At 63.6% G+C, this 24,287-nt stretch carries 21 protein-coding genes; 18 read left to right on the plus strand and 3 right to left on the minus strand.

What is annotated here, in order from left to right; genetic code table 11:
- Nucleotides 1–77 precede the first annotated feature (77 nt).
- The 11 genes from dusB (at nucleotide 78) to urtE (ending at nucleotide 14,097) form a co-directional block, all read left to right on the plus strand.
- Nucleotides 78–1,076, plus strand: coding sequence for a tRNA dihydrouridine synthase DusB (gene dusB, locus BMW49_RS14770; protein ID WP_069519600.1), 999 nt, complete (start codon nucleotides 78–80; stop codon nucleotides 1,074–1,076).
- The gene (gene fis / locus BMW49_RS14775; RefSeq protein ID WP_069519601.1) at nucleotides 1,073–1,393 is read left to right on the plus strand and encodes a DNA-binding transcriptional regulator Fis; all 321 of its coding nucleotides are present in this window, start codon (nucleotides 1,073–1,075) and stop codon (nucleotides 1,391–1,393) included. The genes dusB and fis overlap by 4 nt, the downstream gene beginning before the upstream one ends.
- Nucleotides 1,394–1,466: 73 nt before the next feature.
- Complete coding sequence (gene purH / locus BMW49_RS14780; protein ID WP_069519602.1) at nucleotides 1,467–3,074, plus strand: bifunctional phosphoribosylaminoimidazolecarboxamide formyltransferase/IMP cyclohydrolase; 1,608 nt, start codon at nucleotides 1,467–1,469, stop codon at nucleotides 3,072–3,074.
- 115 nt (nucleotides 3,075–3,189) lie between these two features.
- Nucleotides 3,190–4,488 carry a phosphoribosylamine--glycine ligase gene (purD, locus tag BMW49_RS14785; RefSeq protein ID WP_069519603.1) on the plus strand — a complete coding sequence of 433 codons (1,299 nt, stop codon included), beginning with the start codon at nucleotides 3,190–3,192 and terminating at the stop codon, nucleotides 4,486–4,488.
- 114 nt (nucleotides 4,489–4,602) lie between these two features.
- The gene (locus BMW49_RS14790) at nucleotides 4,603–7,401 is read left to right on the plus strand and encodes a hybrid sensor histidine kinase/response regulator (protein WP_069519604.1); all 2,799 of its coding nucleotides are present in this window, start codon (nucleotides 4,603–4,605) and stop codon (nucleotides 7,399–7,401) included.
- Between the two features lie 110 nt (nucleotides 7,402–7,511).
- Nucleotides 7,512–8,108, plus strand: coding sequence for a MarC family protein (locus tag BMW49_RS14795; RefSeq protein WP_069519605.1), 597 nt, complete (start codon nucleotides 7,512–7,514; stop codon nucleotides 8,106–8,108).
- A gap of 198 nt (nucleotides 8,109–8,306) precedes the next feature.
- Complete coding sequence (gene urtA, locus BMW49_RS14800; protein ID WP_069519606.1) at nucleotides 8,307–9,575, plus strand: urea ABC transporter substrate-binding protein; 1,269 nt, start codon at nucleotides 8,307–8,309, stop codon at nucleotides 9,573–9,575.
- Nucleotides 9,576–9,698: 123 nt separating this feature from the next.
- The gene (gene urtB, locus BMW49_RS14805) at nucleotides 9,699–11,270 is read left to right on the plus strand and encodes an urea ABC transporter permease subunit UrtB (protein WP_069519607.1); all 1,572 of its coding nucleotides are present in this window, start codon (nucleotides 9,699–9,701) and stop codon (nucleotides 11,268–11,270) included.
- Nucleotides 11,270–12,358 carry an urea ABC transporter permease subunit UrtC gene (urtC, locus tag BMW49_RS14810; protein WP_069519608.1) on the plus strand — a complete coding sequence of 363 codons (1,089 nt, stop codon included), beginning with the start codon at nucleotides 11,270–11,272 and terminating at the stop codon, nucleotides 12,356–12,358. Before urtB ends, urtC begins: the two co-directional genes overlap by 1 nt.
- The gene (gene urtD, locus BMW49_RS14815; protein ID WP_069519609.1) at nucleotides 12,358–13,209 is read left to right on the plus strand and encodes an urea ABC transporter ATP-binding protein UrtD; all 852 of its coding nucleotides are present in this window, start codon (nucleotides 12,358–12,360) and stop codon (nucleotides 13,207–13,209) included. The genes urtC and urtD overlap by 1 nt, the downstream gene beginning before the upstream one ends.
- A 189-nt stretch (nucleotides 13,210–13,398) precedes the next feature.
- The gene (gene urtE, locus BMW49_RS14820; RefSeq protein ID WP_069519610.1) at nucleotides 13,399–14,097 is read left to right on the plus strand and encodes an urea ABC transporter ATP-binding subunit UrtE; all 699 of its coding nucleotides are present in this window, start codon (nucleotides 13,399–13,401) and stop codon (nucleotides 14,095–14,097) included.
- A gap of 110 nt (nucleotides 14,098–14,207) precedes the next feature.
- Here the strand turns inward: urtE and BMW49_RS14825 are convergent, their stop codons facing one another.
- Complete coding sequence (locus BMW49_RS14825; RefSeq protein WP_069519611.1) at nucleotides 14,208–14,993, minus strand: aldolase; 786 nt, start codon at nucleotides 14,991–14,993, stop codon at nucleotides 14,208–14,210.
- A gap of 208 nt (nucleotides 14,994–15,201) precedes the next feature.
- Here BMW49_RS14825 and BMW49_RS14830 point away from each other — a divergent pair, with 208 nt between their 5' ends.
- Entirely contained in the window at nucleotides 15,202–16,521 is a 1,320-nt protein-coding gene (locus BMW49_RS14830; protein WP_069519612.1) for an aspartate aminotransferase family protein, read from the plus strand.
- 74 nt (nucleotides 16,522–16,595) lie between these two features.
- On the opposite strand, the gene pdxR is transcribed toward BMW49_RS14830, so the two are convergent.
- Nucleotides 16,596–18,092: a MocR-like pyridoxine biosynthesis transcription factor PdxR gene (pdxR, locus tag BMW49_RS14835; RefSeq protein ID WP_069519613.1), complete on the minus strand. Its 1,497-nt coding sequence runs from the start codon at nucleotides 18,090–18,092 to the stop codon at nucleotides 16,596–16,598.
- A 175-nt stretch (nucleotides 18,093–18,267) separates the two neighbouring features.
- On the opposite strand from pdxR, the gene BMW49_RS14840 reads away from it, so the two are divergent.
- The 5 genes from BMW49_RS14840 to BMW49_RS14860 all read left to right on the plus strand — a co-directional run bounded on the left by BMW49_RS14840 (nucleotide 18,268) and on the right by BMW49_RS14860 (nucleotide 22,142).
- Complete coding sequence (locus tag BMW49_RS14840; RefSeq protein WP_069519614.1) at nucleotides 18,268–19,152, plus strand: transporter substrate-binding domain-containing protein; 885 nt, start codon at nucleotides 18,268–18,270, stop codon at nucleotides 19,150–19,152.
- 104 nt (nucleotides 19,153–19,256) lie between these two features.
- The gene (locus BMW49_RS14845; RefSeq protein ID WP_069519615.1) at nucleotides 19,257–19,898 is read left to right on the plus strand and encodes an amino acid ABC transporter permease; all 642 of its coding nucleotides are present in this window, start codon (nucleotides 19,257–19,259) and stop codon (nucleotides 19,896–19,898) included.
- A gap of 10 nt (nucleotides 19,899–19,908) precedes the next feature.
- Nucleotides 19,909–20,571: an amino acid ABC transporter permease gene (locus BMW49_RS14850; RefSeq protein ID WP_069519616.1), complete on the plus strand. Its 663-nt coding sequence runs from the start codon at nucleotides 19,909–19,911 to the stop codon at nucleotides 20,569–20,571.
- Entirely contained in the window at nucleotides 20,564–21,322 is a 759-nt protein-coding gene (locus tag BMW49_RS14855) for an amino acid ABC transporter ATP-binding protein (RefSeq protein ID WP_069519617.1), read from the plus strand. The genes BMW49_RS14850 and BMW49_RS14855 overlap by 8 nt, the downstream gene beginning before the upstream one ends.
- A gap of 61 nt (nucleotides 21,323–21,383) precedes the next feature.
- Nucleotides 21,384–22,142 carry an SDR family NAD(P)-dependent oxidoreductase gene (locus BMW49_RS14860; RefSeq protein WP_069519618.1) on the plus strand — a complete coding sequence of 253 codons (759 nt, stop codon included), beginning with the start codon at nucleotides 21,384–21,386 and terminating at the stop codon, nucleotides 22,140–22,142.
- Between the two features lie 108 nt (nucleotides 22,143–22,250).
- On the opposite strand, the gene BMW49_RS14865 is transcribed toward BMW49_RS14860, so the two are convergent.
- The gene (locus BMW49_RS14865) at nucleotides 22,251–22,973 is read right to left on the minus strand and encodes a sulfite exporter TauE/SafE family protein (RefSeq protein WP_069519619.1); all 723 of its coding nucleotides are present in this window, start codon (nucleotides 22,971–22,973) and stop codon (nucleotides 22,251–22,253) included.
- 424 nt (nucleotides 22,974–23,397) lie between these two features.
- Between BMW49_RS14865 and BMW49_RS14870 the strand changes: the two genes are divergently transcribed.
- Nucleotides 23,398–24,231: an urease accessory protein UreD gene (locus tag BMW49_RS14870; protein WP_069519620.1), complete on the plus strand. Its 834-nt coding sequence runs from the start codon at nucleotides 23,398–23,400 to the stop codon at nucleotides 24,229–24,231.
- Nucleotides 24,232–24,287 lie beyond the last annotated feature (56 nt).

Below are 24,287 nucleotides of genomic sequence, written 5' to 3' on the forward strand. Positions count from 1 at the left end.
AGAGCGGGTATGATTCCCACCCTTTTTCGCACTCTCCTCGTTGGCTCAACAGTTCGTCTCTTGAGCAGGGAAGCCCTATGTCGGCGCTACGCATCGGCCCCTACACATTGCCCAATCGACTGATCCTGGCCCCCATGGCCGGGGTCACCGACCGGCCATTCCGCCAGCTGTGCCGCCGCCTTGGCGCGGGCATGGTGGTATCGGAGATGGTCACCAGCGATGTGCGCCTGTGGAACACGCGCAAGTCCAGCCTGCGCCTGATCCACGCCGACGAGGCCGAACCGCGCTCGGTGCAGATTGCCGGCGGCGACCCACAGATGCTCGCCGACGCCGCCCGTGCCAATGTCGAGCTGGGCGCGCAGATCATCGACATCAACATGGGCTGCCCAGCCAAGAAGGTCTGCAACAAGGCCGCCGGCTCGGCACTGCTCAAGGACCAGGCGCTGGTCCAGGCGATTCTCGAAGCCGTGGTTGCCGCCGTCGATGTGCCGGTCACCCTGAAGATCCGCACCGGCTGGGACAGGCAGAACCGCAACGGCGTGGACGTAGCCAAGATCGCCGAACAGGCGGGCATCGTCGCCCTGGCCGTGCATGGCCGCACCCGCGCCGACCTGTATACCGGCGAAGCCGAATACGACACCATCGCCGCGATCAAGCAGGCGGTGTCGATTCCGGTGCTGGCCAATGGCGATATCGACTCGCCGGCCAAGGCCCAGGCGGTGCTGACGGCAACAGGAGTCGACGGGCTGCTGATCGGCCGTGCGGCCCAGGGCCGACCGTGGATTTTCCGTGAGATCGAGCACTACCTGCAGACCGGCGAGCTGCTAGCCGCTCCCGCGCTGTACGAAGTGGAACAGATTATGCTGGCGCACCTGACCGAACTGCACGCCTTCTATGGCGATGTCATGGGTGTGCGCATCGCGCGCAAACATGTCGGCTGGTACCTCGCCACCCTGCCGGGCGCCGGGGAGTTTCGCGCCCAATTCAATCGTCTGGACTGTAAGGACGCTCAGTGCGCCACTGTTCGCGCGTTTTTCCGCGAACGGCATAACGATGGAGAAGAGGTGGCCGCATGACGATGTTGACCGAGACTTTAGGAAGTGGGACTGCGCCCGTGAGTGACAACACCAGTTTGAAACAGCACCTCAATACGCCGAGCGAAGAGGGGCAAACCCTGCGTGGCAGCGTGGAAAAGGCGCTGCACAACTACTTCGCCCACCTCGAAGGCGCGGACGTCACCGACGTCTACAACCTGGTGCTCACCGAAGTCGAAGCCCCCCTGCTGGAAACCGTGATGAATTACGTCAAGGGTAACCAGACCAAAGCCTCGGAGCTGCTCGGCCTGAACCGCGGCACCCTGCGCAAGAAGCTCAAGCAGTACGACCTGCTGTAACCCCGAACTCCCGAAAAGGGCGGCCATAACAGCCGCCTTTTTTGCTGACACCTCCGCTCTGATGGACGCTGAAATGACCGACCAGACCACCCGCCTCCCCGTTCGCCGCGCCTTGATCAGTGTTTCCGACAAGACCGGCATCCTCGAGTTTGCCCGCGAGCTGGTTGCCCTGAATGTGGAAATTCTCTCCACCGGTGGCACCTACAAGCTGCTCAAGGACAACGGCATCGCTGCCGTGGAAGTGGCCGACTACACCGGCTTCCCGGAAATGATGGACGGTCGCGTCAAGACCCTGCACCCGAAGATCCACGGCGGTATCCTCGGCCGTCGCGCCCTCGACGGCGCGGTGATGGACGAGCACGGCATCAAGCCGATCGACCTGGTGGCGGTCAACCTCTACCCGTTCGCCGCCACCGTGGCCAAGCCCGGCTGTGACCTGGCCGACGCCATCGAGAACATCGACATTGGCGGGCCGACCATGGTCCGTTCTGCCGCGAAGAACCACAAAGACGTGGCCATCGTGGTCAACGCCAGTGACTACAGCGGCATTATCGAATCGCTGAAAGCCGGCGGCCTGAGCTATGCCCAGCGCTTCGACCTGGCCCTCAAGGCCTTCGAGCATACCGCTGCCTACGACGGCATGATCGCCAACTACCTGGGCACCATCGACCAGCGCCGCGAGACCCTGTCCACCGAAGAGCGCGGCGCCTTCCCGCGCACCTTCAACAGCCAGTTCGTCAAAGCCCAGGAAATGCGCTACGGCGAGAACCCGCACCAGAGCGCGGCGTTCTACGTGGAAGCGCAGAAAGGTGAAGCCAGCGTCGCCACGGCCGTGCAACTGCAGGGCAAGGAGCTGTCGTTCAACAACGTCGCCGATACCGACGCCGCACTGGAATGCGTGAAGAGCTTCGTCAAGCCGGCTTGCGTCATCGTCAAGCACGCCAATCCCTGCGGCGTGGCCGTGGCCCTGGACAGCGAAGGCGGCATTCGCCAGGCCTACGAGCTGGCCTACGCCACCGATACCGAATCGGCCTTTGGCGGCATCATCGCCTTCAACCGCGAGCTGGACGGCGCCACCGCCCAGGCTATTGTCGAGCGTCAGTTTGTCGAAGTGATCATCGCCCCGAAAATCAGCGCCGAGGCCCGCGCCATCGTCGCTGCGAAAGCCAACGTACGCCTGCTCGAATGCGGCGAATGGCCCGCCGAGCGCAGTGCCGGCTGGGACTTCAAGCGGGTCAACGGTGGCCTGCTGGTGCAGAGCCGTGATATCGGCATGATCAAGGCAGAAGACCTGAAAATCGTCACCCAGCGCGCGCCGAGCGAGCAGGAAATTCACGACCTGATCTTCGCCTGGAAAGTGGCCAAGTTCGTCAAATCCAACGCCATCGTCTACGCCAAGAACCGCCAGACCATCGGCGTCGGCGCCGGTCAGATGAGCCGCGTCAACTCCGCCCGTATCGCCGCGATCAAGGCCGAGCACGCCGGCCTGCAGGTCGCCGGCTCGGTCATGGCCAGCGACGCCTTCTTCCCGTTCCGCGACGGCCTGGATAACGCTGCTGCCAATGGCATCACCGCGGTGATCCAGCCGGGTGGATCGATGCGCGATGCGGAAGTGATTGCCGCCGCAGACGAGGCCAATATCGCCATGGTATTCACCGGCATGCGTCATTTCCGCCATTGATGGCGTGGTGGATGGCTGCGGCCATCCACCCTACATCGCACCGATTTCGTAGGGTGGATAACGCTTCGCTTATCCACCAATCGGGCTCAAGGCCCGCCTCCACGGGGAGAAAAACATGAACGTATTGATCATCGGCAGCGGCGGTCGTGAACACGCCCTGGCTTGGAAAGTCGCGCAAGACCCGCGCGTACAAAAGGTTTTCGTTGCCCCGGGCAACGCCGGCACAGCCACTGAAGCCAAGTGCGAGAACGTCGCCATCGACGTGCTGGCCCTGGAACAGCTGGCTGATTTTGCCGAGCAGCATGTACAGCTGACCATCGTCGGCCCCGAGGCGCCGCTGGTGGCCGGCGTGGTCGACCTGTTCCGCTCGCGCGGCCTGGACTGCTTCGGCCCGACCGCCGGCGCCGCCCAGCTGGAAGGCTCCAAGGCCTTTACCAAGGACTTCCTCGCGCGTCATCAGATCCCCACCGCCGACTACCAGAACTTCACCGAAGTCGAGCCGGCCCTGGCCTATCTGCAAAAAGTCGGCGCGCCAATCGTGATCAAGGCTGACGGCCTGGCCGCGGGCAAAGGCGTGATCGTCGCCATGACCCTGCAGGAATCAGAAGACGCCGTGCGCGACATGCTTGCTGGCAATGCCTTTGGCGAAGCCGGTTCGCGGGTGGTCATCGAAGAATTCCTCGACGGTGAAGAAGCCTCGTTCATCGTCATGGTCGACGGCGCCAATGTGCTGCCCATGGCCACCAGCCAGGATCACAAACGTGTTGGCGACGCCGACACTGGCCCGAACACCGGCGGCATGGGCGCCTACTCACCCGCCCCAGTGGTCACCGCCGAGGTGCACCAGCGGGTGATGGACGAAGTCATCTACCCGACCGTGCGCGGCATGGCTGAGGAAGGCAACGTCTACACCGGCTTCCTCTATGCTGGACTGATGATCGACAAGGCCGGCCAGCCCAAAGTCATCGAGTTCAACTGCCGCTTCGGCGATCCGGAAACCCAGCCGATCATGGTGCGCCTGGAGTCCAGCCTGGTACTGCTGGTCGAGGCCGCTCTGGCCAAGGCCCTGGACAAGGTCGAAGCACGCTGGGACCCGCGTCCCACTGTCGGTGTGGTACTGGCCGCAGGCGGCTACCCGGGCGACTACGCCAAGGGTGATGTGATCGAAGGCCTGGACGCGGCAGCGGCGCTGGAAGGCAAGGTGTTCCACGCCGGTACTGCGCTCAAGGATGGCCAGGTAGTCACCGCCGGCGGTCGCGTCCTGTGCGCCACCGCCATCGGCAAGAGCGTGGCAGACGCCCAACAACAGGCCTATCGCCTGGCTGAGCAAATCCGCTGGAACGGCCTGTTTTACCGTCACGACATCGGCTACCGGGCGATTGCCCGGGAACAGCAAGAAAATGACGCCAAATAGCCGCTAGATAAAGCGTATTCGCCCACAAAGGCGGCCTATTGGCCGCCTTTTTCATGTTCCGCTTTGGCCGCGCTTGGCTATAATCGGAGCACTTATTTGTGAAGGGATTTCAGCGTGCGGCGGCTCAGGATTGCCACAGGATTACTTGTCAGCCTGCTTCTGGCCAGCCTTTGGTTGCCCGCGGCGCTGGCAGATGAGCGCAGCACCCTGCCACGCGTCACCGGCTGGTCGATGTTCATCGACCGCAGTGCCCAGATGCAGCTGGACGATGTCCGCGCCCTGCGCAACCAGTTCAGCCCGCTGGATAAACTGGCGTTCACCTTCCCGCCCAGCCAGCATGCGGTCTGGCTGCGCGTCGATATCAACACCTCAAGCGCACCAACCTGGCTGTGGCTATTCGCCCCGCGGGTGCAGTACCTCGACTATTACCTGCTGCGCGATGGGCAGCTGGAAACCACCACCCATACCGGTGAGGCGCTGCCGCTCAGCTCGCGCCCCCTGCCTTCGCGGGCCTATCTGCTGTCGCTGCCCAACGACCAGCAGCAGCGCGAAGTCTATGTGCGCATGACCTCCAATCACCCGCTTATGGCCTGGTTCAAGGTGATTGATGAGGCAGAACTGGTCAGCCTGGAAAAGCCCGCCTATGTGTTTGGCGCCCTGCTCGGCGGCCTGCTGCTGCTGATGCTCTACAACATCACACGGTTCATCTACAGCCGCTCCGCCAGCAGCCTGTGGCTCAGTGCCATGCATTTCGGCCTGGCCCTGTGTGCCGCCGCCAACCTGGGCATGCTTGCCGTCTGGATCCCCAGCCTGGGTTATAGCCAGTCGCTGATCGCCGACCTGTCCGCGCTCATCGCCGCATTCTGCCTGCAGGCATTCACCCTGACCTTCCTGGCAGGCACCAGCGCTCAGCACAGCAAGCTTAATCGCCTGCTCCAGGGCCACGCGCTGCTGACCCTGGGCGTGGCCTTGATCATCCTGTTCACCGGCCTGCTCTGGTACAGCTCACTGGTCTATCTGCTGGTGATCCTCGGTACCTTGAGCGTGATGGTGGTCAGCGGCCTGCATTGGCAGCGCGGTTATCAACCGGCACGCTTGATCATGGCAGGCATGCTGGTATTCAACCTCGGCTTCAGCCTGTTTATCCCGGTGTTGTTTGGCCTCGACCAACTCAACCCAGGCTGGCTGGTTACCGGGGTCTTCAGCATTGCCACGCTCAGCGGGCTGGTGCTCACGGTGTCGCTCACCGAACGCCAGCGGCAGATCCAGTACGAGACCCTGACCGAACGCACCCACATGGCCGCCAGCTCGGCCGAGCTGAAAGCCAAGGCCGAGTTTCTGGCCAAGATCAGCCATGAAATCCGCACCCCGATGAATGGTGTGCTGGGCATGACCGAGCTGCTGCTCGGCACCCCACTGTCGGCCAAGCAACGTGATTACGTGCAGACCATCCACAGCTCGGGCAATGAACTGCTGACCCTGATCAACGAGATTCTCGACATTTCCAAGCTGGAATCCGGGCAAATCGAGCTGGATGACGTGCAGTTCGACCTCAATGCGCTGGTCGAGGATTGCCTCGACATCTTCCGCGCCAAGGCCGAGCAGCAGCGTGTCGAGCTGATCAGCTTCACGCAACCGCAAGTACCGCGGGTGATCAGCGGCGACCCAACCCGCCTGCGCCAGACCTTGCTGAGCCTGCTCGACAATGCCTTCAAGCAGACCGACGAAGGCGAGATCCTGCTGGTCGTTGCCCTGGAAAGCGCCGGCGATGCCCCGCGCCTGCGCATTGCCGTGCAGGACAGCGGACAGCCACTGGATGCCGAAGAGCGCAATGCGCTGCTCAACACCGAACTGCACAGCAAGGACTTCCTCGCCGCCAGCAAGCTGGGCGGCCGTCTGGGGCTGATCATTGCGCGGCAACTGGTGCGCCTGATGGACGGCGAGTTCGGCATTCAGAGCGGCGGCACCCAAGGCTCAACCCTGTGGCTGACCTTGCCGCTGGATGCCCAGCGCCTGCAGCACCCTACCGCCGACCTCGATGGCCCGCTGCAGGGCGCACGCCTGCTGGTGGTCGACGACAATGAAACCTGTCGCAAGGTGCTGATGCAGCAGTGCAGCGCCTGGGGGCTGAGCGTCAGCGCGGTGCCGTCCGGCAAGGAGGCCCTGGCCCTGCTGCGCACCAAGGCGCACATGCGCGAGTACTTCGACGTGGTCCTGCTCGACCAGGACATGCCCGGCATGACCGGCATGCAGCTGGCCAGCAAGATCAAGGAAGACCCCAGCCTCAATCACGACATTCTGGTGATCATGCTCACCGGCATCAGCAATGCGCCGAGCAAGGTCATCGCACGCAACGCCGGAATCAAACGCATCCTGGCCAAGCCAGTGGCGGGCTATACCCTCAAAACCACCCTGGCCGATGAGCTCGCCCAACGCAGCAAGGGTGGCTCGGCGCTGTTTATGCCGACCACGATCAGCGCCGCCCCGCTGCAGGTTCCCGACGACTTCCGCATCCTGGTCGCCGAAGACAACAGCATCTCGACCAAGGTCATCCGCGGCATGCTCGGCAAGCTCAACCTCAAGCCAGACACCGCGAGCAATGGCGAGGAAGCCCTGCAGGCGATGAAGAAGCAGCGCTACGACCTGGTGCTGATGGACTGCGAAATGCCGATACTCGACGGCTTCTCCGCCACCGAGCAGCTGCGCGCCTGGGAAATCACCGAGCGGCGCGACCGTACGCCGGTGGTGGCGCTGACCGCGCATATTCTCAGCGAGCACAAGGAGCGCGCCCGCCAGGTCGGCATGGACGGGCACATGGCCAAACCGGTCGAACTCTCACAATTGCGTGAGCTGATCGAATACTGGATCGCCGAACGGGAAATCCGCCGGCAGAGCGACCCACTGCCCTCCTGATCAGCATCAGGGTATCGGCACTGGCCAAGCCCGTGCCGATACCGGATCATATCGCCCCAATACGGGGCAACCCAGCCTCTCTCCCCAGTTGTGATTCGAGACCGTTCGCCATGGCGTCAGCGTTGTTCAGCCTGTACCTCAAACTGCTGGTGCTCTACAGCCCCTTCTTCGTGCTGTCGTGCTTCATCGGCCTGAGCCGCGGCTACACAGTGAAAGAGCGCAAGCGCCTGGCCTGGAAGGTGGCGACCGGGGTGCTGGTCTCCAGCGTGCTGCTGTACCTGTTCGGCAAGCACATTTTCACCCTGTTCGGCATCACCATCGACGCCTTCCGTATTGGCGCAGGCTCGGTGCTGTTCATCTCGGCCTTGGGCATGGCCCAGGGCAAGCCGGCGGTGCAAAGCGACAACGTGCAGCAGGACGTGACCATAGTGCCGCTGACCATCCCCCTGACCGTCGGCCCCGGCACCATCGGCGCCCTGCTGCTGATGGGCGCCAGCCAGCCACACTGGGACGACAAGCTGTTGGCGGTGGTCGGCATCTTCCTGGCCAGCCTGACCGTCGGCGTGGTGCTCTACCTGTCCAACCAGTTCGAGCGCCTGCTGGGCGACCAGGGCCTGCAGATTGTCAGCCGCCTGATGGGGCTTTTCGTCTGTGCCCTGGCCGCGCAGATCATCTTTACCGGGGTGAAAAACTACCTTTCGCTCTAACTTGGTGCAAACCGCCGCCAGGCAAGCGCTACACGGCGGTGCATGCACCACAGGCGCGCACAAGGGCGTTCTGAGTGACTGGTCAGAATCGCTGCAAGCCTTCTAGATCAAGGCTTTAGCCAGCTTGGCACGGATGCTGCCATTGGACTGACGACCCTTCATGGTCTCTACCCACATGATGCGCACGGAGCCATAACAATGAAACGCCGTCCTTTTCTGAAGTCGACACTCGCCGCCAGTGCCCTGCTGCTCAGCGGTCTGTTCCCCTATACCCTGCACGCCGCCGAAACCATCAAGGTCGGCGTGCTGCACTCGCTGTCCGGCACCATGGCCATTTCCGAGACCTCGCTCAAAGACATGGCGCTGATGACCATCGACGAGATCAACGCCAAGGGCGGCGTACTGGGCAAGCAGCTCGAAGCCGTGGTCGTCGACCCCGCCTCGAACTGGCCGCTGTTCGCTGAACGCGGGCGCCAACTGCTGACCCAGGACAAAGTTGCCGTGACCTTCGGCTGCTGGACCAGCGTGTCGCGCAAATCCGTGCTGCCGGTCTATGAAGAACTCAACGGCCTGCTGTTCTACCCGGTGCAGTACGAAGGCGAAGAGATGTCGCCAAACGTCTTCTACACCGGCGCCGCGCCAAACCAGCAAGCCATCCCGGCGGTCGAGTACCTGATGAGCGAAGACGGCGGCGCCGCCAAACGCTACTTCCTGCTCGGCACCGACTACGTCTACCCGCGCACCACCAACAAGATCCTGCGCGCCTTCCTGATCAGCAAGGGCGTGGCCGAGAAGGACATCGAAGAGGTCTACACCCCGTTCGGTCACAGCGATTACCAAACCATCGTGGCCAACATCAAGAAGTTCTCCGCCGGCGGCAAAACCGCGGTGATCTCCACCGTCAACGGCGACTCCAACGTGCCGTTCTACAAGGAACTGGCCAACCAGGGCATCGAAGCCACCGACATCCCGGTAGTCGCCTTCTCGGTCGGCGAAGAAGAACTGCGCGGCATCGACACCAAGCCGCTGGTGGGCCAACTGGCCGCCTGGAACTACTTCCAGTCGGTCGAGAACCCGGTCAACACCAAGTTCGTTGCCGACTGGAAAGCCTACGCCAAGGCCAAGAACCTGCCGAACGCCGATACCGTGGTCACCAACGACCCGATGGAAGCCACCTACGTCGGCATCCACATGTGGGCCCAGGCCGTTGAAAAGGCCGGCACCACCGATGTGGATAAAGTGCGCGAGGCCATGTACGGCCAGACCTTCGCCGCGCCGAGCGGTTACACCCTGACCATGGACAAGAGCAACCACCACCTGCACAAGCCGGTGATGATCGGCGAAGTTCAGGAAGACGGTCAGTTCGAAGTGGTCTGGGAAACCAGCAGCCCGGTGCGCGCCCAGCCATGGAGCCCGTACATCGAAGGCAACGACAAGAAGCCGGACTACGCGGTGAAGTCGAACTGAGCCAGCACGCCTCACCCGCTGTAATCCTGTAGGAGCCGGCGTGTGGGCGATCAGGCCTCGCCGCTAGCGAGCCTGATGCCCGCACGCCCGCCTCCACAGCGTCCCTCTTCCAGGACACTTTCTATGCCCACTGCCCTGTACCGATTCCTGCTGTCACTGGTGCTGTTGCTGCCAGTGATCGCTCACGCTGGCGACGCCAGCGATTTTGCCGCCGCCAGTTCTTCGCAGCAGGCTGCCCTGCTCGAGCGCTGGTCGGCCGAACCCGATGCCGCACGCCTGCCGCTGCTCGAAGCGCTGCAGCAAGGTCGCGTTGCCGCCGACAGCAACAAGGCCGCCTTTATCGAAACCGATGGCGTATACCAGCCCGCCGACGGCACGGCCGCAGCGGCTGAAGCGCCGCGCAAATTGCGCCTGAACAACCGCCTGCGCGGCCTGATCGCCACCGCCGTGGCCAGCCACCAGTTGCTCGCCGAAGACCCGGCGCTGCGCCTGGCCGCAGCCCAGCAGTTGCAGAAGAGCGCCAAACCCGAGCAACTGGCCCTGCTCAATGCCCGCGTCGCCGCTGAAGAAGATGACGGCGTGCGCGACGCCCTGAGCCTGGCCCTGGCCAACCTGCAACTGGTCGACAACGACCCGGCCGTGCGCCTGGCTGCGGTGCGCCTGCTGGGCGAAACCGGCGACCCGCTGGCCCGTACGCGCCTGGAAAGCCTACTCGACCCTGGCGTGGAAAGCGACGCCACGGTACGCACCGCCGCCGAAACCAGCCTGGCCCAGGTCAAACGTAAACTGCTGATCGGCGAACTGCTCGGCCAGGCCTTCAGCGGCCTGTCGCTCGGCTCGATCCTGCTGCTGGCCGCCCTGGGCCTGGCCATCACCTTCGGCCTGCTCGGGGTGATCAACATGGCCCACGGCGAGATGCTGATGCTCGGCGCCTACTCCACCTATATGGTACAGGTGCTGTTCCAGCGCTTCGCCCCGGAGGCCCTGGCGCTCTACCCGCTGGTGGCGCTGCCGGTGGCGTTCTTCGTTACCGCTGCCATCGGCATGGCCCTGGAACGCACGGTCATTCGTCACCTCTACGGCCGCCCGCTGGAAACCCTGCTCGCCACCTGGGGCATCAGCCTGATCCTGATCCAACTGGTGCGTGTGCTGTTCGGCGCGCAGAACGTCGAAGTGGCCAACCCCTACTGGCTGTCCGGCGGCATCCAGGTGCTGCCGAACCTGGTGCTGCCGTACAACCGCATCGTGATCATCGGCTTCGCCCTGTTTGTCGTGGTGCTGACCTGGCTGCTGCTGAACAAAACCCGCCTGGGGCTCAACGTCCGTGCGGTCACCCAGAACCGCAATATGGCCGCCTGCTGCGGCGTACCCACAGGTCGGGTAGACATGCTGGCGTTTGGTTTGGGCTCGGGTATCGCCGGTCTCGGCGGCGTGGCCCTGAGCCAGATCGGCAACGTCGGCCCGGACCTCGGCCAGAGCTATATCATCGACTCCTTCCTGGTGGTGGTGCTTGGCGGCGTCGGCCAGCTTGCCGGCAGCGTGATGGCGGCCTTCGGGCTGGGCATCGCCAACAAGATTCTCGAACCGCAGATCGGTGCCGTGCTCGGCAAGATCCTGATCCTCGCGCTGATCATTCTGTTTATTCAGAAACGCCCGCAAGGTCTGTTTGCACTTAAAGGACGGGTGATCGACTGATGAATGCCACCAATCAAACGCTACTCGCGCGCGCCAGCGCCAAGCTCGGCCCGCAAGTGTCCATCGCCATCGGCCTGCTGGTACTGGCCGTGCTCGTGGCCATGCCGCTGCTGCACCTGCTCCCGGCGGACAACGCCCTGCATGTCTCGGCCTATACCCTGACCCTGGTCGGCAAAATCCTCTGCTACTGCATCGTCGCGTTGGCGCTCGATCTGGTCTGGGGTTACGCCGGCCTGCTGTCGCTCGGCCACGGCCTGTTCTTCGCCCTCGGTGGTTACGCCATGGGCATGTACCTGATGCGCGAAGCGGCCGGCGATGGCCTGCCGGCGTTTATGAGCTTCCTCGCCTGGACCGAGCTGCCCTGGTACTGGTACGGCACCGACAACTTCCTCTGGGCCATGTGCCTGGTGGTGTTGGCGCCGGGCTTGCTGGCCCTGGTGTTCGGTTTCTTCGCCTTCCGTTCGCGGATCAAGGGCGTGTACTTCTCGATCATGACCCAGGCACTGACGTTCGCCGGCATGCTGCTGTTCTTCCGCAACGAAACCGGCTTTGGTGGCAATAACGGCTTTACCAACTTCCGTACCATTCTTGGTTTCGATATCACCTCGGCGCACACCCGTGCGGTGCTGTTCCTCGCCACCGTGCTGCTGCTGGTTGCCAGCCTGTACCTGGGCTGGACCCTGGCGCGCAGCAAGTTCGGCCGAGTGCTGACCGCACTGCGCGATGCGGAAAACCGCCTGATGTTCTGCGGCTACGACCCACGCGGCTACAAGCTGTTTATCTGGGTGCTCAGTGCCGTGCTCTGCGGCCTGGCCGGCGCGCTCTATGTGCCACAGGTGGGCATCATCAACCCCAGCGAAATGTCGCCGACCAACTCCATCGAAGCCGCCGTGTGGGTGGCCCTCGGCGGACGCGGCACGCTGATCGGTCCACTGCTCGGCGCCGGTCTGGTCAACGGCATGAAGAGCTGGTTTACCGTGGCTTTCCCCGAGTACTGGCTGTTCGCCCTGGGCTTTCTGTTTATCGTCGTAACCTTGTTCTTACCCAAGGGTGTAATCGGCCTTCTTCGTAAAAAGGGAGAGCAATGATGCGCGCCACTCCGGTACCCGAATTTATGCTCGAACCTGTCTTCGACGCCGCTGGCAGCGGCCGCGATGCGATTGGTGCTAGCACCCTGGCCAGCAAAGGCCTGAATGTGCGTCACGGCACCATCCTGACCCTGGAAGACATCAACGTCAGCTTCGATGGCTTCAAGGCGCTGACCAACCTGACCCTGTATATCGGCGTCGGTGAACTGCGCTGCATCATCGGCCCCAACGGTGCCGGCAAGACCACCATGATGGACGTGATCACCGGCAAGACCCGCCCGGACAACGGCGTCGCCTACTTCGGCGAAACCCTCGACCTGACCCAGATGAGCGAAGTCGAGATCGCCCAGTCCGGCATCGGCCGCAAGTTCCAGAAGCCCACTGTGTTCGAGGCGCTGAGCGTGTTCGAAAACCTCGAACTGGCGCAGAAAACCAACAAGTCGGTGTGGGCCAGCCTGCGTGCCAAGCTGACCGGCGAGCAGAAAGACCGTATTGACGAAGTGCTGCAGACCATCAAGCTCGACGCCTCGCGCCAGCGCCCCGCCGGGCTGCTGTCCCACGGGCAGAAGCAGTTTCTGGAGATCGGCATGCTACTGGTGCAGGACCCGCAACTGTTGCTGCTCGATGAGCCAGTGGCGGGCATGACCGACGCCGAAACCGAGTTCACCGCCGAGCTGTTCAAGTCCCTGGCGCGCAAGCACTCGCTGATGGTGGTGGAACACGATATGGGCTTTGTCGGCTCCATCGCCGACCACGTCACCGTACTGCACCAGGGCAGCGTGCTGGCCGAAGGTTCGCTGGAACAGGTGCAGAACGATGAGCGGGTGATTGAGGTTTATCTCGGCCGCTAAGGAATTCGTAGGGTGGATGAGGCTTTTTTCATCCACCAATGACATCGCACGGTGGATTGATAGAACGCGAGCTACGCGCCCCGATCCACCCTACGCGCGACCTGTGGAGGGGGCTTTAGCCGCGAGTTTTTTAAGATCCAAGGCGTCGCGGCTGAAGCCCCTCCCACAAGAACAATGAAGGACACACCCATGCTGCAAGTTGAGCAACTGCATCAATACTACGGCGGCAGCCATATCCTCCGCGGCCTGTCGTTCGAGGCCAAGGTCGGTGAAGTCACCTGCCTGCTCGGGCGTAACGGCGTGGGCAAGACCACCCTGCTCAAGTGCCTGATGGGCCTGATCCCAGCCAAGCAAGGCGCAGTCAACTGGGAAGGCCAGCCGATCACCGCATTCAAGCCGCACCAGCGTGTGCATGCCGGTATTGCCTATGTGCCCCAGGGCCGGGAAATCTTCGGTCGCCTGACCGTCGAAGAGAACCTGCTGATGGGCCTGTCGCGCTTCCCCGGCAGCGAAGCCAAGGTGGTGCCGGAATTTATCTACGAACTGTTCCCGGTGCTGCGCGAGATGAAGCAACGCCGTGGCGGTGACCTCTCCGGCGGCCAGCAGCAACAGTTGGCCATCGGCCGAGCGCTGGCGAGCAAGCCGCGCCTGCTGATCCTCGATGAGCCCACCGAAGGCATCCAGCCCTCGGTGATCAAGGAGATCGGTGTGGTCATCAAGAAACTCGCCGAGCGCGGCGATATGGCCATTTTGCTGGTCGAGCAGTTCTATGACTTTGCCGCCGAACTGGCCGACCAGTACCTGGTGATGAGCCGCGGCGAAATCGTCCAGCAGGGCCGTGGCGAGACCATGGAAGCCGACGGCGTGCGCGGGTTAGTGGCGATCTGATAAGCCTCGTAGGGTGGACGACGCTTCATCCGTCCACCGCTCTGCGATTGCAATGGTGGATGAAAAAAGCGTCATCCACCCTACGTCCGCTTTTGCTTTAATTCAGCCCTTCACTCGGCAAAATCCGAGCCTTCGCGCAACAACTGGCGTTTCACACTCTCCAGGTGCAGATGCGCGCTCTCGGCGTTGCCCTGCTGCATCTGCCGGCTGGCCGCACTGGCGATGGCTGGCGGCACTGCCTTGAGCGGCCGGCCGCTGGCCATGGCTTTGAGCTGCACTTCGGCGGCGCGCTCCAGGTAGTACAGATCGTCCCAGGCTTCGGCGATGCTCGGCCCCAGCACCAGCGGACCGTGGTTTTTCAGCATCAGCACAGCGGCATCGCCAGCCGCGCGGGCGATGCGCTCGCCCTCTGCATAATCCAGCGCCAGGCCGTTGTAATCCTCGTCCACTGCCAACCGCTCGTAGAACTTCAGCGCAGTCTGCCCGGCCCAGACAAAGGGTTCGCCCTCCAGCAAGCACAGCGCCGTGGCATTGGGCATATGGGTGTGGAAGGCGGCCGTGGCCTGGGGATTGAGCCGGTGCAACTGGGCATGGATAAAGAATGCAGTGGCCTCCGGGCGGCCCTCGCCGGCCACCACTTGGCCATGAAAATCACAGATCAGCAGCGACGACGCGGTGACCTCGGCGAACGCCAGGCCATAGGGGTTGACCAGAAACAACTCGGGGTGCCCTGGCACGACGAAAGAAAAGTGATTGCAGATGCCTTCGCCCATGCCCAGCCGGGCCGCCATGCGCAAACAGGCAGCCAGATCAATGCGTGCCTGACGGATCGCAGGAGTATCGAGGCCGCTAACGACAGTTACGGGTGCAGCCTTGATATCAAATGCGTGGGCCATGCTAAGGCGCTCCAAAAGAAAGATCAGGCCACAGCCTAGCGCGCCAACCAGGCGAGCCAAGGGACAGATGACGCCAGTCGACGGGCCAGATGTGGCTGACTCAGGCATTGCGCCCATCTGGCCCTACGGCAAGCGGTAACGTTGCTCCTATCGTGAAACCCATAGATACCGGCCCCACCGGTCAGCCCTGCGGTCACGAGAGGTCACCATGAGCAACCCGATCAGCAACCAGTATGTTTACGACCTGGATCGTCAGCACGTCTTCCACTCCTGGTCGACCCAGGGCAGCCTCAACCCGCTGGTGATAGCCGGTGGCGAGGGTTGCATGCTGTGGGACTACGACGGCCGTCGCTACCTCGACTTCAGCAGCCAACTGGTCAACACCAACATCGGCCACCAGCACCCCAAGGTCATCGCTGCGATTCAGGAACAGGCCGGCAGCCTGGTGACCATCGCCCCGGCGACCGCCAACCTGATGCGTGGCGAAGCAGCCAAGCGCATCCTCGCCCGTGCGCCGGCCGGTTTCGGCAAGGTGTTTTTCACCAATGCCGGCGCCGACGCCAACGAGAACGCCATGCGCATGGCGCGCCTGTACACCGGGCGCGACAAGATCCTCTCTGCCTACCGCTCCTACCACGGCAGCACCGGCGCGGCCATCGTCGCCACCGGCGACCCGCGCCGGGTGCCCAATGAATTCGCCCGCGGCCATGTGCACTTCTTCAACCCCTACCTGTACCGCAGCGAGTTCAACGCGGCCAACGAAGAAGAAGAATGCGCGCGTGCCCTGCAGCACTTGCGCCGGGTCATCGAGTGCGAAGGGCCTGGCGCCATCGCCGCGATTCTGCTGGAAAGCATCCCCGGTACCGCGGGTATCCTGGTGCCGCCCAAGGGCTATATGCAGGGCGTGCGCGCGCTGGCCGACGAATTCGGCATCCTGCTGATCCTCGACGAAGTCATGGCTGGCTTCGGCCGCACCGGCGCCTGGCTGGCGCTGGAGCATTTCGACGTGGTGCCGGACCTGATCGTCTTCGCCAAAGGCGTCAACTCAGGCTACGTGCCGGCCGGCGGGGTGATGATCTCCCGGCCGATCTGTGCGTACTTCGACAACCACTTCTTCCCCGGCGGCCTGACCTACTCCGGCCATCCCCTGGCGATGGCGGCGATTGTCGCCACCCTCGACGCCATGAGCGCGGAAGGCATGGTCGACAATGCCCGCCAGATCGGTCAGGAGGTACTCGGCCCAGGCCTGCTGAAACTCGCCGAACGCTACCCGATGATCGGCGAAGCCCGTGGCGTCGGCCTGTTCTGGGCGTTGGAGTTCGTCAGCGACTCAGTGAAAAAGACGCCGATGCCAGCGCCGGTGATGCAGGAAATGAAAGCCGCGCTGACCGCCCGCGGGCTGCTCAGCTTCGTGGTGGAGAACCGCATCCATGTGGTGCCGCCGTGCATCGTCAACGCCGCCCAGGTCAATGAGGCCCTGGCGATCTTTGACGAGGTGTTCGCGCTGTTTGCCCCGCGCTTTGCCTGATAACCGTCGCGGCTAAAGCCCCTCCCACAGATGCTCCGTAGGTCTGTGGGAGGGGCTTTAGCCGCGACCGCCCGTTACAACCGCGCCAGCACCTCTCCCAACTTCTGCACACCCGGCCGAATACGTTCGGCGTCGATGGCATGAAAACCCAGGCGCATAAAGTTTGTCGGTGCCGGCGCGCTGCCAAGGAAGAACTGCGCACCGGACTCGATCAGCACACTCTGCTGCGCCGCGGCCCAGGCCAGTCGCTGGGTATCCACTCCAGCCGGCGCCGCCAGCCAGCAGGCGCTGGCGCCGGGACTGCCCATCGGCTGGCAATCGGCCAGATCGCTGCGCAAGGCCTGATACAGCAGCTCACGGCGGCGGCAATGTTCTTCGCGAAAACGCCGCAGGTGGGCGTCGTAGTGCCCCTGGGCAAGAAACTCGGCAAGCATGCGCTGGTTGTTCAACGGTGGGTGGCGGTACATCAGCCGGCGCAGGGCGCGCAGTTCGTCGATCAGCTCGGCATCGGCGACCATGTAGCCGATGCGCAAGCCCGGCGCGAAGGCCTTGGACAGGCTGCTCAGGTAGATCACCCGGCCGCTGCTGTCGCTGGCCTTGAGCGCTGGCAGCGGGTGATTGTCGAGGTTGAATTCGGCGTCGTAGTCGTCCTCGATCAGCACCTGGTCGTGCTGGCGGATCTGCCGCAACAGCTCGCCACGCCGCGCCGCGCTCATGGCCACACCAGTGGGTACCTGGTGCCCTGGGGTGACATAGAGGTATTCACAGCTATCGAGGCGCGCGTCGACCACCAGGCCCTCGGCGTCAACATCCTGCAACTGCACCCGCGCGCCCTGGATATCGAAGATGCTCATGGCATCGCGAAAGCCGGGGTTTTCCATGCCCACGGTCACGCCCCGGCTCATCAGCAAGCTGGCCAGCAGATAAAGCGCATTCTGCGAGCCCAGGGTGACCAGAATCTCATCGGCCCGCGCCCAGATGCCGCGCTTGGGCAAGACGCGGGTACGCAACTGCTCAATAAGCATGTCGTCGTCGCGGTCGAAGCGATCACCCAGCCAGCTTTGATCACGTTCGGCGCGCAGGTTATTGCGCGACACCTCACGCCAGCGCTCCAACGGGAACACATCGCTGATCGGCTGACCATAAATGAACGGGTAGGTAAAACTCGTCCAGTTGCTCGGGCGCAGCACGCCGTGCTTCAAACTGGGCTGCATGCGCAGGCGCGTGGCCCAATCCAGCGCACGCTCCGCGGCCGGCTCGTCGGAGTGCTCCTGCTTGCGCAGCGGCGTCATACGCAGAACCGCCTCGCCAGCCTGACCGCAGTAATCCGGGTGCAGGTAGTAGCCACTGCGCGGGCGGCTGACCAGGTAACCGTTGTCGAGCAGGCTCTCGTACACCAGCGCCACGGTATTGCGCGAGATGGACAGCTGCTGGGACAGCTTGCGGCACGACGGCAAGGGCTCATCAGCCGGGAAACCGCGGCCGAGAATGGCCGACACCAGAGACTCGCGCAGCTGCTCCTGGAGGCCGCGCTGCGGGTCGAAATCGAGGTGGTAAATATGATCGATCATGGTGCTCCCAACATCCAAACAACCCTGTGACGTAGCAAGTAGCGCGCCACTGTCGCTGGCCAGAACAAAGGCGAAAACTGCCCCTATCGCCGTCTCGTCAGGCGTCTCTAAGGTGAAAACCAAACCGCCGCTGAGCGGCCTGGACAACCCTGTTCGACACCTCTGGAGCACGCCCATGAAACACTCGACTACGGACTGCAAACCCTTCGGCCTGTTGCGCAAACTTGCCCTGGCCAGCTGCCTCCTCGGCGCCTCGCTGAGCGCCCATGCCGACCTCGCCGACATCAAGAGCAAGGGCAGCATGAGCGTCGCCACCGAGGATGACTACGCGCCGTTCAACTTCATCGTCGACGGCAAGCCGGAGGGGTTTCACAAGGAACTGCTGGAAGATCTCAAGGCCTATGCCAAGGAACAGGGCATCGAGGTGAAGCAGGAAATCCTGCCCTGGACCGGTCTGCTCGCCTCGGTCTCGGCCGGCCAGTACGACATGGCCTTTACCGGCGCGCTGGTCACCGACGACCGCCTGCGCGTCTTCAACTTCGCCCCGCCGTTCGCCTCCGCCCAGCACTTCTACGTCAAGCGCGCCGGCGATGACAGCCTCGGCGATATCGCCAGCCTGTGCGGCAAAACCGCCGGCGTACAGGCTGGCAGCGCCCTGCTCGCACGCCTGCCCGAGCTGAAGAAGATGATGGCAGCCGAGGGCTGCGAAATCGGCGATGTGATCGAATACCCGTCCTACCCGGAAGCCTATGCCGACCTGGCCAACGGCCGCCTGGACTACGTGGTCAACGCGCTGATTTCGGTCAACGACCTGGTCAAGACCCGCGGCGACACCTTCGCCAAGGGCATCGCCGTGTCCGGTGACGGCTTCGCCGCCTGGCCGGTGCCCAAGAGCAGCCCGGAACTGCTGGAGTTCCTTGTCGGCTTTATGAACCAGGTACGCGACAACGGCCGCCTGGCCGAGCTGCAGACCAAGTGGTTCGGCGAAGCCTTCCCGAGCATGCCCAAGGAGCCGATCAGCAACGTCGAGCAGTTCCACAGCCTCGCCGGCATGGAATAACCCCTTCGGGGCGCCCATCGCCGGCGCCCCGTACGCCAGGGCCGACCCTGGCCCTGATCGTGCTTACACCTCAAGTACCCTCGTTTAGTTCCTAGGAGCCCGACATGACCGGAAACGCCTGGCTATTGCTGCTCGAAGGTGCCTGGACGACCCTGTGGATCTCTTCGATCGCCATTGCCCTGGGCGTAGTCATCGGCCTGGGCATTGCCCTGGTACGCATGGCGCGCTTGCCCTTTATCGACCAGTTGCTGGTGCTCTATGTCAGCCTGGCGCGGGCTACGCCGCTGGTTACCCTGGTGCTGTTCATCTTCCTCTCGACGCCGACCTTCGGCCTGGCGATGGACCGCTACAGCGCCGCGATTCTGGCCCTGACCCTGAACACCGCGGCGTTCAACGCCGAAGTCTGGCGGGCCGCATTTATCAGTTTTTCCCGCGAGCAGAAGGAGGCTGCGCTGGCCTGCGGCATGACCAATGGCGTGTTCTTCCGGCGCATCATGCTGCCGCAGATGATCACCAGCAGCCTGCCTGGCCTGTTCAACGAAATGTCTTTTTTGATCAAGAGCAGCCCGGCCATCGCGGTGATCGGCATCGTCGACCTGACCCGGGTGACCAACCGCATCAGCGCCGTGACCTACGAACCGCTGCCGCCGATTCTCGCCGCCGCCCTGCTGTACATGCTGATCATCGGTGTTCTGCTCAAGCTGCAGGCCATCGCCGAGAAGAAAGCCAATCGCCTGGCGATGTGAGGAAGCCCCCATGACCGAATGGAGCATTATCTGGGAGGCGCGCGGCGCCTTCCTCAACGGCGCCCTGAACACCCTGATCCTGTTTATTCTCTCGGTGCTCGCGGCCTTCGCCATTGGCTGCTTCACCGTCTACCTGCTGGAGGCGCGCAACGCCCTTTCCACTGTGTTGCGCTGGGCGATCAACCTGATGCGCATGCTGCCCTTTCTGGTGCTCGCCTACCTGCTGTACTACGGCCTGCCCAGCCTGGGCGTCAAACCCAGTGCCTGGGGCGCCGGCCTGGTGGCACTGGCGATTTACCACGCCGCCTACTTCGCCGAGATTCTGCGCGGTGCGCGCATCGTCCTGCCGGCCGGGCAGATCGAGGCCGCCAAGGCCCATGGTTTTCGCTCCGCGCGGCTGTACTGGCGGATCATCCTGCCGCAACTGGTGATCCGCACCCGCCCGCTGCTCGGCAACCAGTTGATCTACGCGCTCAAGGACACCGCCTTTCTCACCATCATCACCGTGCAGGAACTGACGGCGGCGGCCAACTCGGTACAGGCCACCTACTTCATCCCCACCGAGGCCTTTATTGTGGTCATCGCCCTGTACTGGGTCATCAGCATCTGCCTGGAACTGGCGCTCAAATGGGCGGGCCGGTTCGGCGCAAAACGAGGTTTCGAACATGCCTGAGGTACCTGCGGTTCAGATCGACAGCCTGTCCAAGAGCTTCGACGGTGTCGAAGTGCTGCGCGACATTTCCCTCACTGTGAACAAGGGCGAGGTGGTCAGCGTGCTCGGCTCCTCCGGCTCTGGTAAATCGACCCTGTTGCGCTGCATCAACTGGCTTGAGGAGCCGGATCGCGGGGTTATCCATATCGCCGGCGAACGTATCGGGGTCGACGCCCACGGCAAGCGCATGAATAATCGCGACCTGGCAGCGATCCGCGCACGCACCGGAATGGTCTTTCAGAGCTTCAACCTGTGGCCACACCTGACCGTGCTGCAAAACGTCATGGAGTCGCCGGTGCAGGTCAAACGCATGCGCAAGGACGAGGCCCGCGCCATCGCCGAGGCGCTGCTGGAAAAGGTCGGTATGGAGCACAAGGCCGATGCCTATCCCTATACCCTGTCCGGCGGGCAGAAACAGCGCGTGGCCATTGCCCGCGCCCTGGCCATGAGCCCGGAGGTGATCCTCTTCGATGAGCCGACTTCGGCCCTCGACCCGGAACGCGTCGGCGAAGTGCTGACGGTGATGAAGAACCTCTCCAGCGAGGGCTACACCATGATCGTGGTGACCCACGAAATGGAATTCGCCCGGGCGGTGTCCGACCAGGTCGTGTTTCTGGAAAAGGGCCTGCTGATCGAAAAATCCGCCCCGGAAAAATTCTTTACCAACCCGGAGACCGAGCGCGTACGCAAGTTCCTCGAACTCTCCGCCTGACCCCGACGGCCGCCCGCCTTGCCGGCTGGCCGAGAACCGCAAGACCGACACGAGGTTGTTTATGAACAAGGTGGTATTCATCACGGGCGCCACATCCGGCTTTGGCCGCGCCACCGCCCGCCGCTTCGCCGAGGATGGCTGGTCGCTGGTACTCAGCGGCCGTCGCCTGGAGCGCCTGGAAGAACTGCAACAGGAGCTGCAGGCCCAGGTGCCGGTGCACATCGCCCAACTGGACGTGCGCGATGCCGCGGCCGTGCAGCGTATGGTCGCCGAACTGCCCGAGGGTTTCCGTCAGGTTCGCGCACTGATCAACAACGCCGGCCTGGCCCTGGCCCCCGAGCCGGCGCAGAAGGTCGCGCTGCAAGACTGGCACACCATGATCGACACCAATATCACCGGTCTGGTCAACGTCACCCACGCCGTACTGCCAGCCCTGCTGGAAACCGGCAAGGGCGCCAGCATCGTCAATATCGGCTCGGTGGCCGGTGAATGGCCCTACCCCGGCGGCCATGTGTATGGCGCCAGCAAGGCATTCGTCAAACAGTTCAGCTTCAACCTGCGTTGCGACCTGATCGCCACCGGCGTGCGGGTCACCGATATCGCACCCGGCATGGCCGAGACCGAATTCACCCTGGTGCGCACCAAGGGCAACCAGGCCGCCTCCGATGCGCTCTACGGCAGCACCACACCACTGACCGCCGAGGACATCGCCGAGCAGATCTTCTACGTCGCCAGCCTGCCCGACCACATCAACATCAACCGCCTGGAAATCATGCCGAGCCGCCAGGCCTGGTCGCCCTTCGCCGTCGACCGCGACTAATACGGCAACACCACAGCCTCGCCCCGAACCCTCGGGGCGAGGCCGCCGTAGGATGGATTAGCCGAAGGCGTAATCCGTCACCGCTAGCATGCCTTAATCCAGCAGACCCTAGCCGCCGACCACGCTGCGCCACAGCGTCAGCGCCGACAGCAGCACCAACAACCCACCAACCAGCACCCGCACCGACCCCGGCGGCCAGCGCCGGTGCGCCCATTGCCCCAGTAGATTGCCCAGCAGAGCCGGCACCAGCAGTTGGCCGACCAGCCGCCCGTGCTCACTCTGCAAGACGCCAAACGCCCACAACCCGAGTAGCGCGCAGGCACTGCTGGCAAGAAAGAACAGGATGGCCGTGCCACGCATCTGCTGCGGCAGTACACCACTGCGCACCAGGTAGAGCATCAGCGGCGGGCCACCTGCGGAGGCCAGGCTGGTGGCCAGTCCGGAAACCAGCCCCGCCAACACCGCCACAGGCCGTCGCGACGGCTTGATCCGCTGCGGTGCCGGTTGCCAGAGCACGGCCACCCCGCCGAACAGGCATAGCAGCGCAATCAGCGGCGTCAGCCAGGCGCCGGAAACCCAGGACAGCAGCCAGGCACCCGGTAATACGGCGAGCAGCATGCCGCCCACCAGGCAGGTCGTCACCGGCCGATCAAACTGCCGCAGGGCGCTCGGCAGCAGACTGATGCTGCACAGCAGATCCAGCATCAGGGTCACCGGGATCGCCAGTGTAGGCGGCAGATACAACAACAGCCCGAGCGCCAGGATGATGGCAAAGCCAAACCCGCTATACCCCCTGACAAGGCCAGCCACACAGGCCATCACAGCAAACACGGCGCACCTCCGCGAACAGTGCCACGACAAAAATAATTGGGCGTTATCTGTAGGAGCGAAGGGGGCGCCTAGCCTTTATTCGCGATAATCCTTGAGAGCGCTGAAAGGGTCGCGGCTAAAAAGCGGAGCGCCACCCGGCGGCCCCTCCCGCGCAGCCTGGCATTGACCGACCTTTGATTCGTGACACGACCCTAACCCCCTCGCCCAGCGCGAGCAAAGCCAGTTACCCGCCGAGCATGGGCCAGTCAGCGCGCACACTTAACGCACACCCAATCGACGGAAAGCACCAAAAAAGTGCAATTATTTAGCCGCAAGCTCATTCAAGAGGCACTTGTGCAGCAGCATCCAGCAGGCACGCACCGTCGTAGCGCACCGGGCACGGCAATTGCTCCACAGTTGCCATGAGCCTGATAAGCGAACCGACATGAATGCCCTGTCCCCTGCCTTTACCCCCAGCTGGCACGCCGAGCTGGAGCTGGGCTATGGCCGCGATGGCGCCCACACCCGGCCCACCCTGCGCCGCCACCTGGGCCCGCTGCGGGTGCAAAAGCACCTGCACGCCGAAGGCCCGGAGGTCTGCCAGCACATCATTGTCCATCCACCGGGCGGCATCGCCGGCGGTGATCGCCTGGACATCAGCGCGACCGTCGGTGAGCGGGCCTGGGCGCAACTGACCAGCCCGGGCGCGGCCAAGTGGTATCGCGCCGCTGGCCCGGCTTACCAGCAGGTCAAGCTGCGCGTCGAAGCCGGCGCGACCCTCGAATGGCTGCCCCAGGAGACCATCGTCTATGCCGCGGCCCAGGCGGAATTGAGCACCGATATCGAGCTGCTCGGCGACGCCCGCCTGTTCTACTGGGACATAGTCGCCCTCGGCCGCCCCGCCAGTGGCGAGCGCTTCGATAGCGGTCACTTCCAGGCCCAGCTGAATATTCGCCGTGACGGCCAGTTGCTCTGGCACGAACGCCAGCGCGTGGTCGGCGGCGATGGCCTGCTCGACTCGCCGATCGGCCTGGGTGGCCAACCGGTGTTCGCCACCCTGCTGATCAGCGCAGAGGCGCCGGCCGAACTACTCGAACGCTGCCGCGACCTACCTTCCCGGGTGCGCGGCGACCTGACGCAACTGCCCGGCCTGCTGGTCGCCCGCTGCCTGGCCGACGAAGCCCTGCACGCCCGCGCCTGGCTGATCGAACTCTGGCGCCTGCTGCGCCCGGCTATGCTGGGTCGCGAAGCGCTGGCGCCGAGAATCTGGAGCACCTGAACCGCACACATATTCCTGGCCTGTACGCTGAACACGTGGCCAGGATCAAGGCACGC

Origin of the sequence: Pseudomonas cuatrocienegasensis (assembly GCF_900110925.1) — a bacterium.
Taxonomy (GTDB): domain Bacteria; phylum Pseudomonadota; class Gammaproteobacteria; order Pseudomonadales; family Pseudomonadaceae; genus Aquipseudomonas; species Aquipseudomonas cuatrocienegasensis.

What these genes read in the sequence shown, in the direction of transcription:
- purH (WP_069519602.1), top strand. Translation starts at nt 1,467, where the DNA reads ATGACCGACCAGACCACCCGCCTCCCCGTTCGCCGCGCCTTGATCAGT.
- urtB (WP_069519607.1), top strand. Translation starts at nt 9,699, where the DNA reads ATGCCCACTGCCCTGTACCGATTCCTGCTGTCACTGGTGCTGTTGCTG.
- pdxR (WP_069519613.1), bottom strand. Translation starts at nt 18,092, where the DNA reads ATGATCGATCATATTTACCACCTCGATTTCGACCCGCAGCGCGGCCTC.
- BMW49_RS14870 (WP_069519620.1), top strand. Translation starts at nt 23,398, where the DNA reads ATGAATGCCCTGTCCCCTGCCTTTACCCCCAGCTGGCACGCCGAGCTG.
- urtA (WP_069519606.1), top strand. Translation starts at nt 8,307, where the DNA reads ATGAAACGCCGTCCTTTTCTGAAGTCGACACTCGCCGCCAGTGCCCTG.
- BMW49_RS14860 (WP_069519618.1), top strand. Translation starts at nt 21,384, where the DNA reads ATGAACAAGGTGGTATTCATCACGGGCGCCACATCCGGCTTTGGCCGC.
- urtD (WP_069519609.1), top strand. Translation starts at nt 12,358, where the DNA reads ATGCGCGCCACTCCGGTACCCGAATTTATGCTCGAACCTGTCTTCGAC.
- purD (WP_069519603.1), top strand. Translation starts at nt 3,190, where the DNA reads ATGAACGTATTGATCATCGGCAGCGGCGGTCGTGAACACGCCCTGGCT.
- BMW49_RS14795 (WP_069519605.1), top strand. Translation starts at nt 7,512, where the DNA reads ATGGCGTCAGCGTTGTTCAGCCTGTACCTCAAACTGCTGGTGCTCTAC.
- BMW49_RS14850 (WP_069519616.1), top strand. Translation starts at nt 19,909, where the DNA reads ATGACCGAATGGAGCATTATCTGGGAGGCGCGCGGCGCCTTCCTCAAC.
- BMW49_RS14855 (WP_069519617.1), top strand. Translation starts at nt 20,564, where the DNA reads ATGCCTGAGGTACCTGCGGTTCAGATCGACAGCCTGTCCAAGAGCTTC.
- fis (WP_069519601.1), top strand. Translation starts at nt 1,073, where the DNA reads ATGACGATGTTGACCGAGACTTTAGGAAGTGGGACTGCGCCCGTGAGT.
- BMW49_RS14830 (WP_069519612.1), top strand. Translation starts at nt 15,202, where the DNA reads ATGAGCAACCCGATCAGCAACCAGTATGTTTACGACCTGGATCGTCAG.
- urtC (WP_069519608.1), top strand. Translation starts at nt 11,270, where the DNA reads ATGAATGCCACCAATCAAACGCTACTCGCGCGCGCCAGCGCCAAGCTC.
- BMW49_RS14825 (WP_069519611.1), bottom strand. Translation starts at nt 14,993, where the DNA reads ATGGCCCACGCATTTGATATCAAGGCTGCACCCGTAACTGTCGTTAGC.
- BMW49_RS14845 (WP_069519615.1), top strand. Translation starts at nt 19,257, where the DNA reads ATGACCGGAAACGCCTGGCTATTGCTGCTCGAAGGTGCCTGGACGACC.
- urtE (WP_069519610.1), top strand. Translation starts at nt 13,399, where the DNA reads ATGCTGCAAGTTGAGCAACTGCATCAATACTACGGCGGCAGCCATATC.
- BMW49_RS14840 (WP_069519614.1), top strand. Translation starts at nt 18,268, where the DNA reads ATGAAACACTCGACTACGGACTGCAAACCCTTCGGCCTGTTGCGCAAA.
- dusB (WP_069519600.1), top strand. Translation starts at nt 78, where the DNA reads ATGTCGGCGCTACGCATCGGCCCCTACACATTGCCCAATCGACTGATC.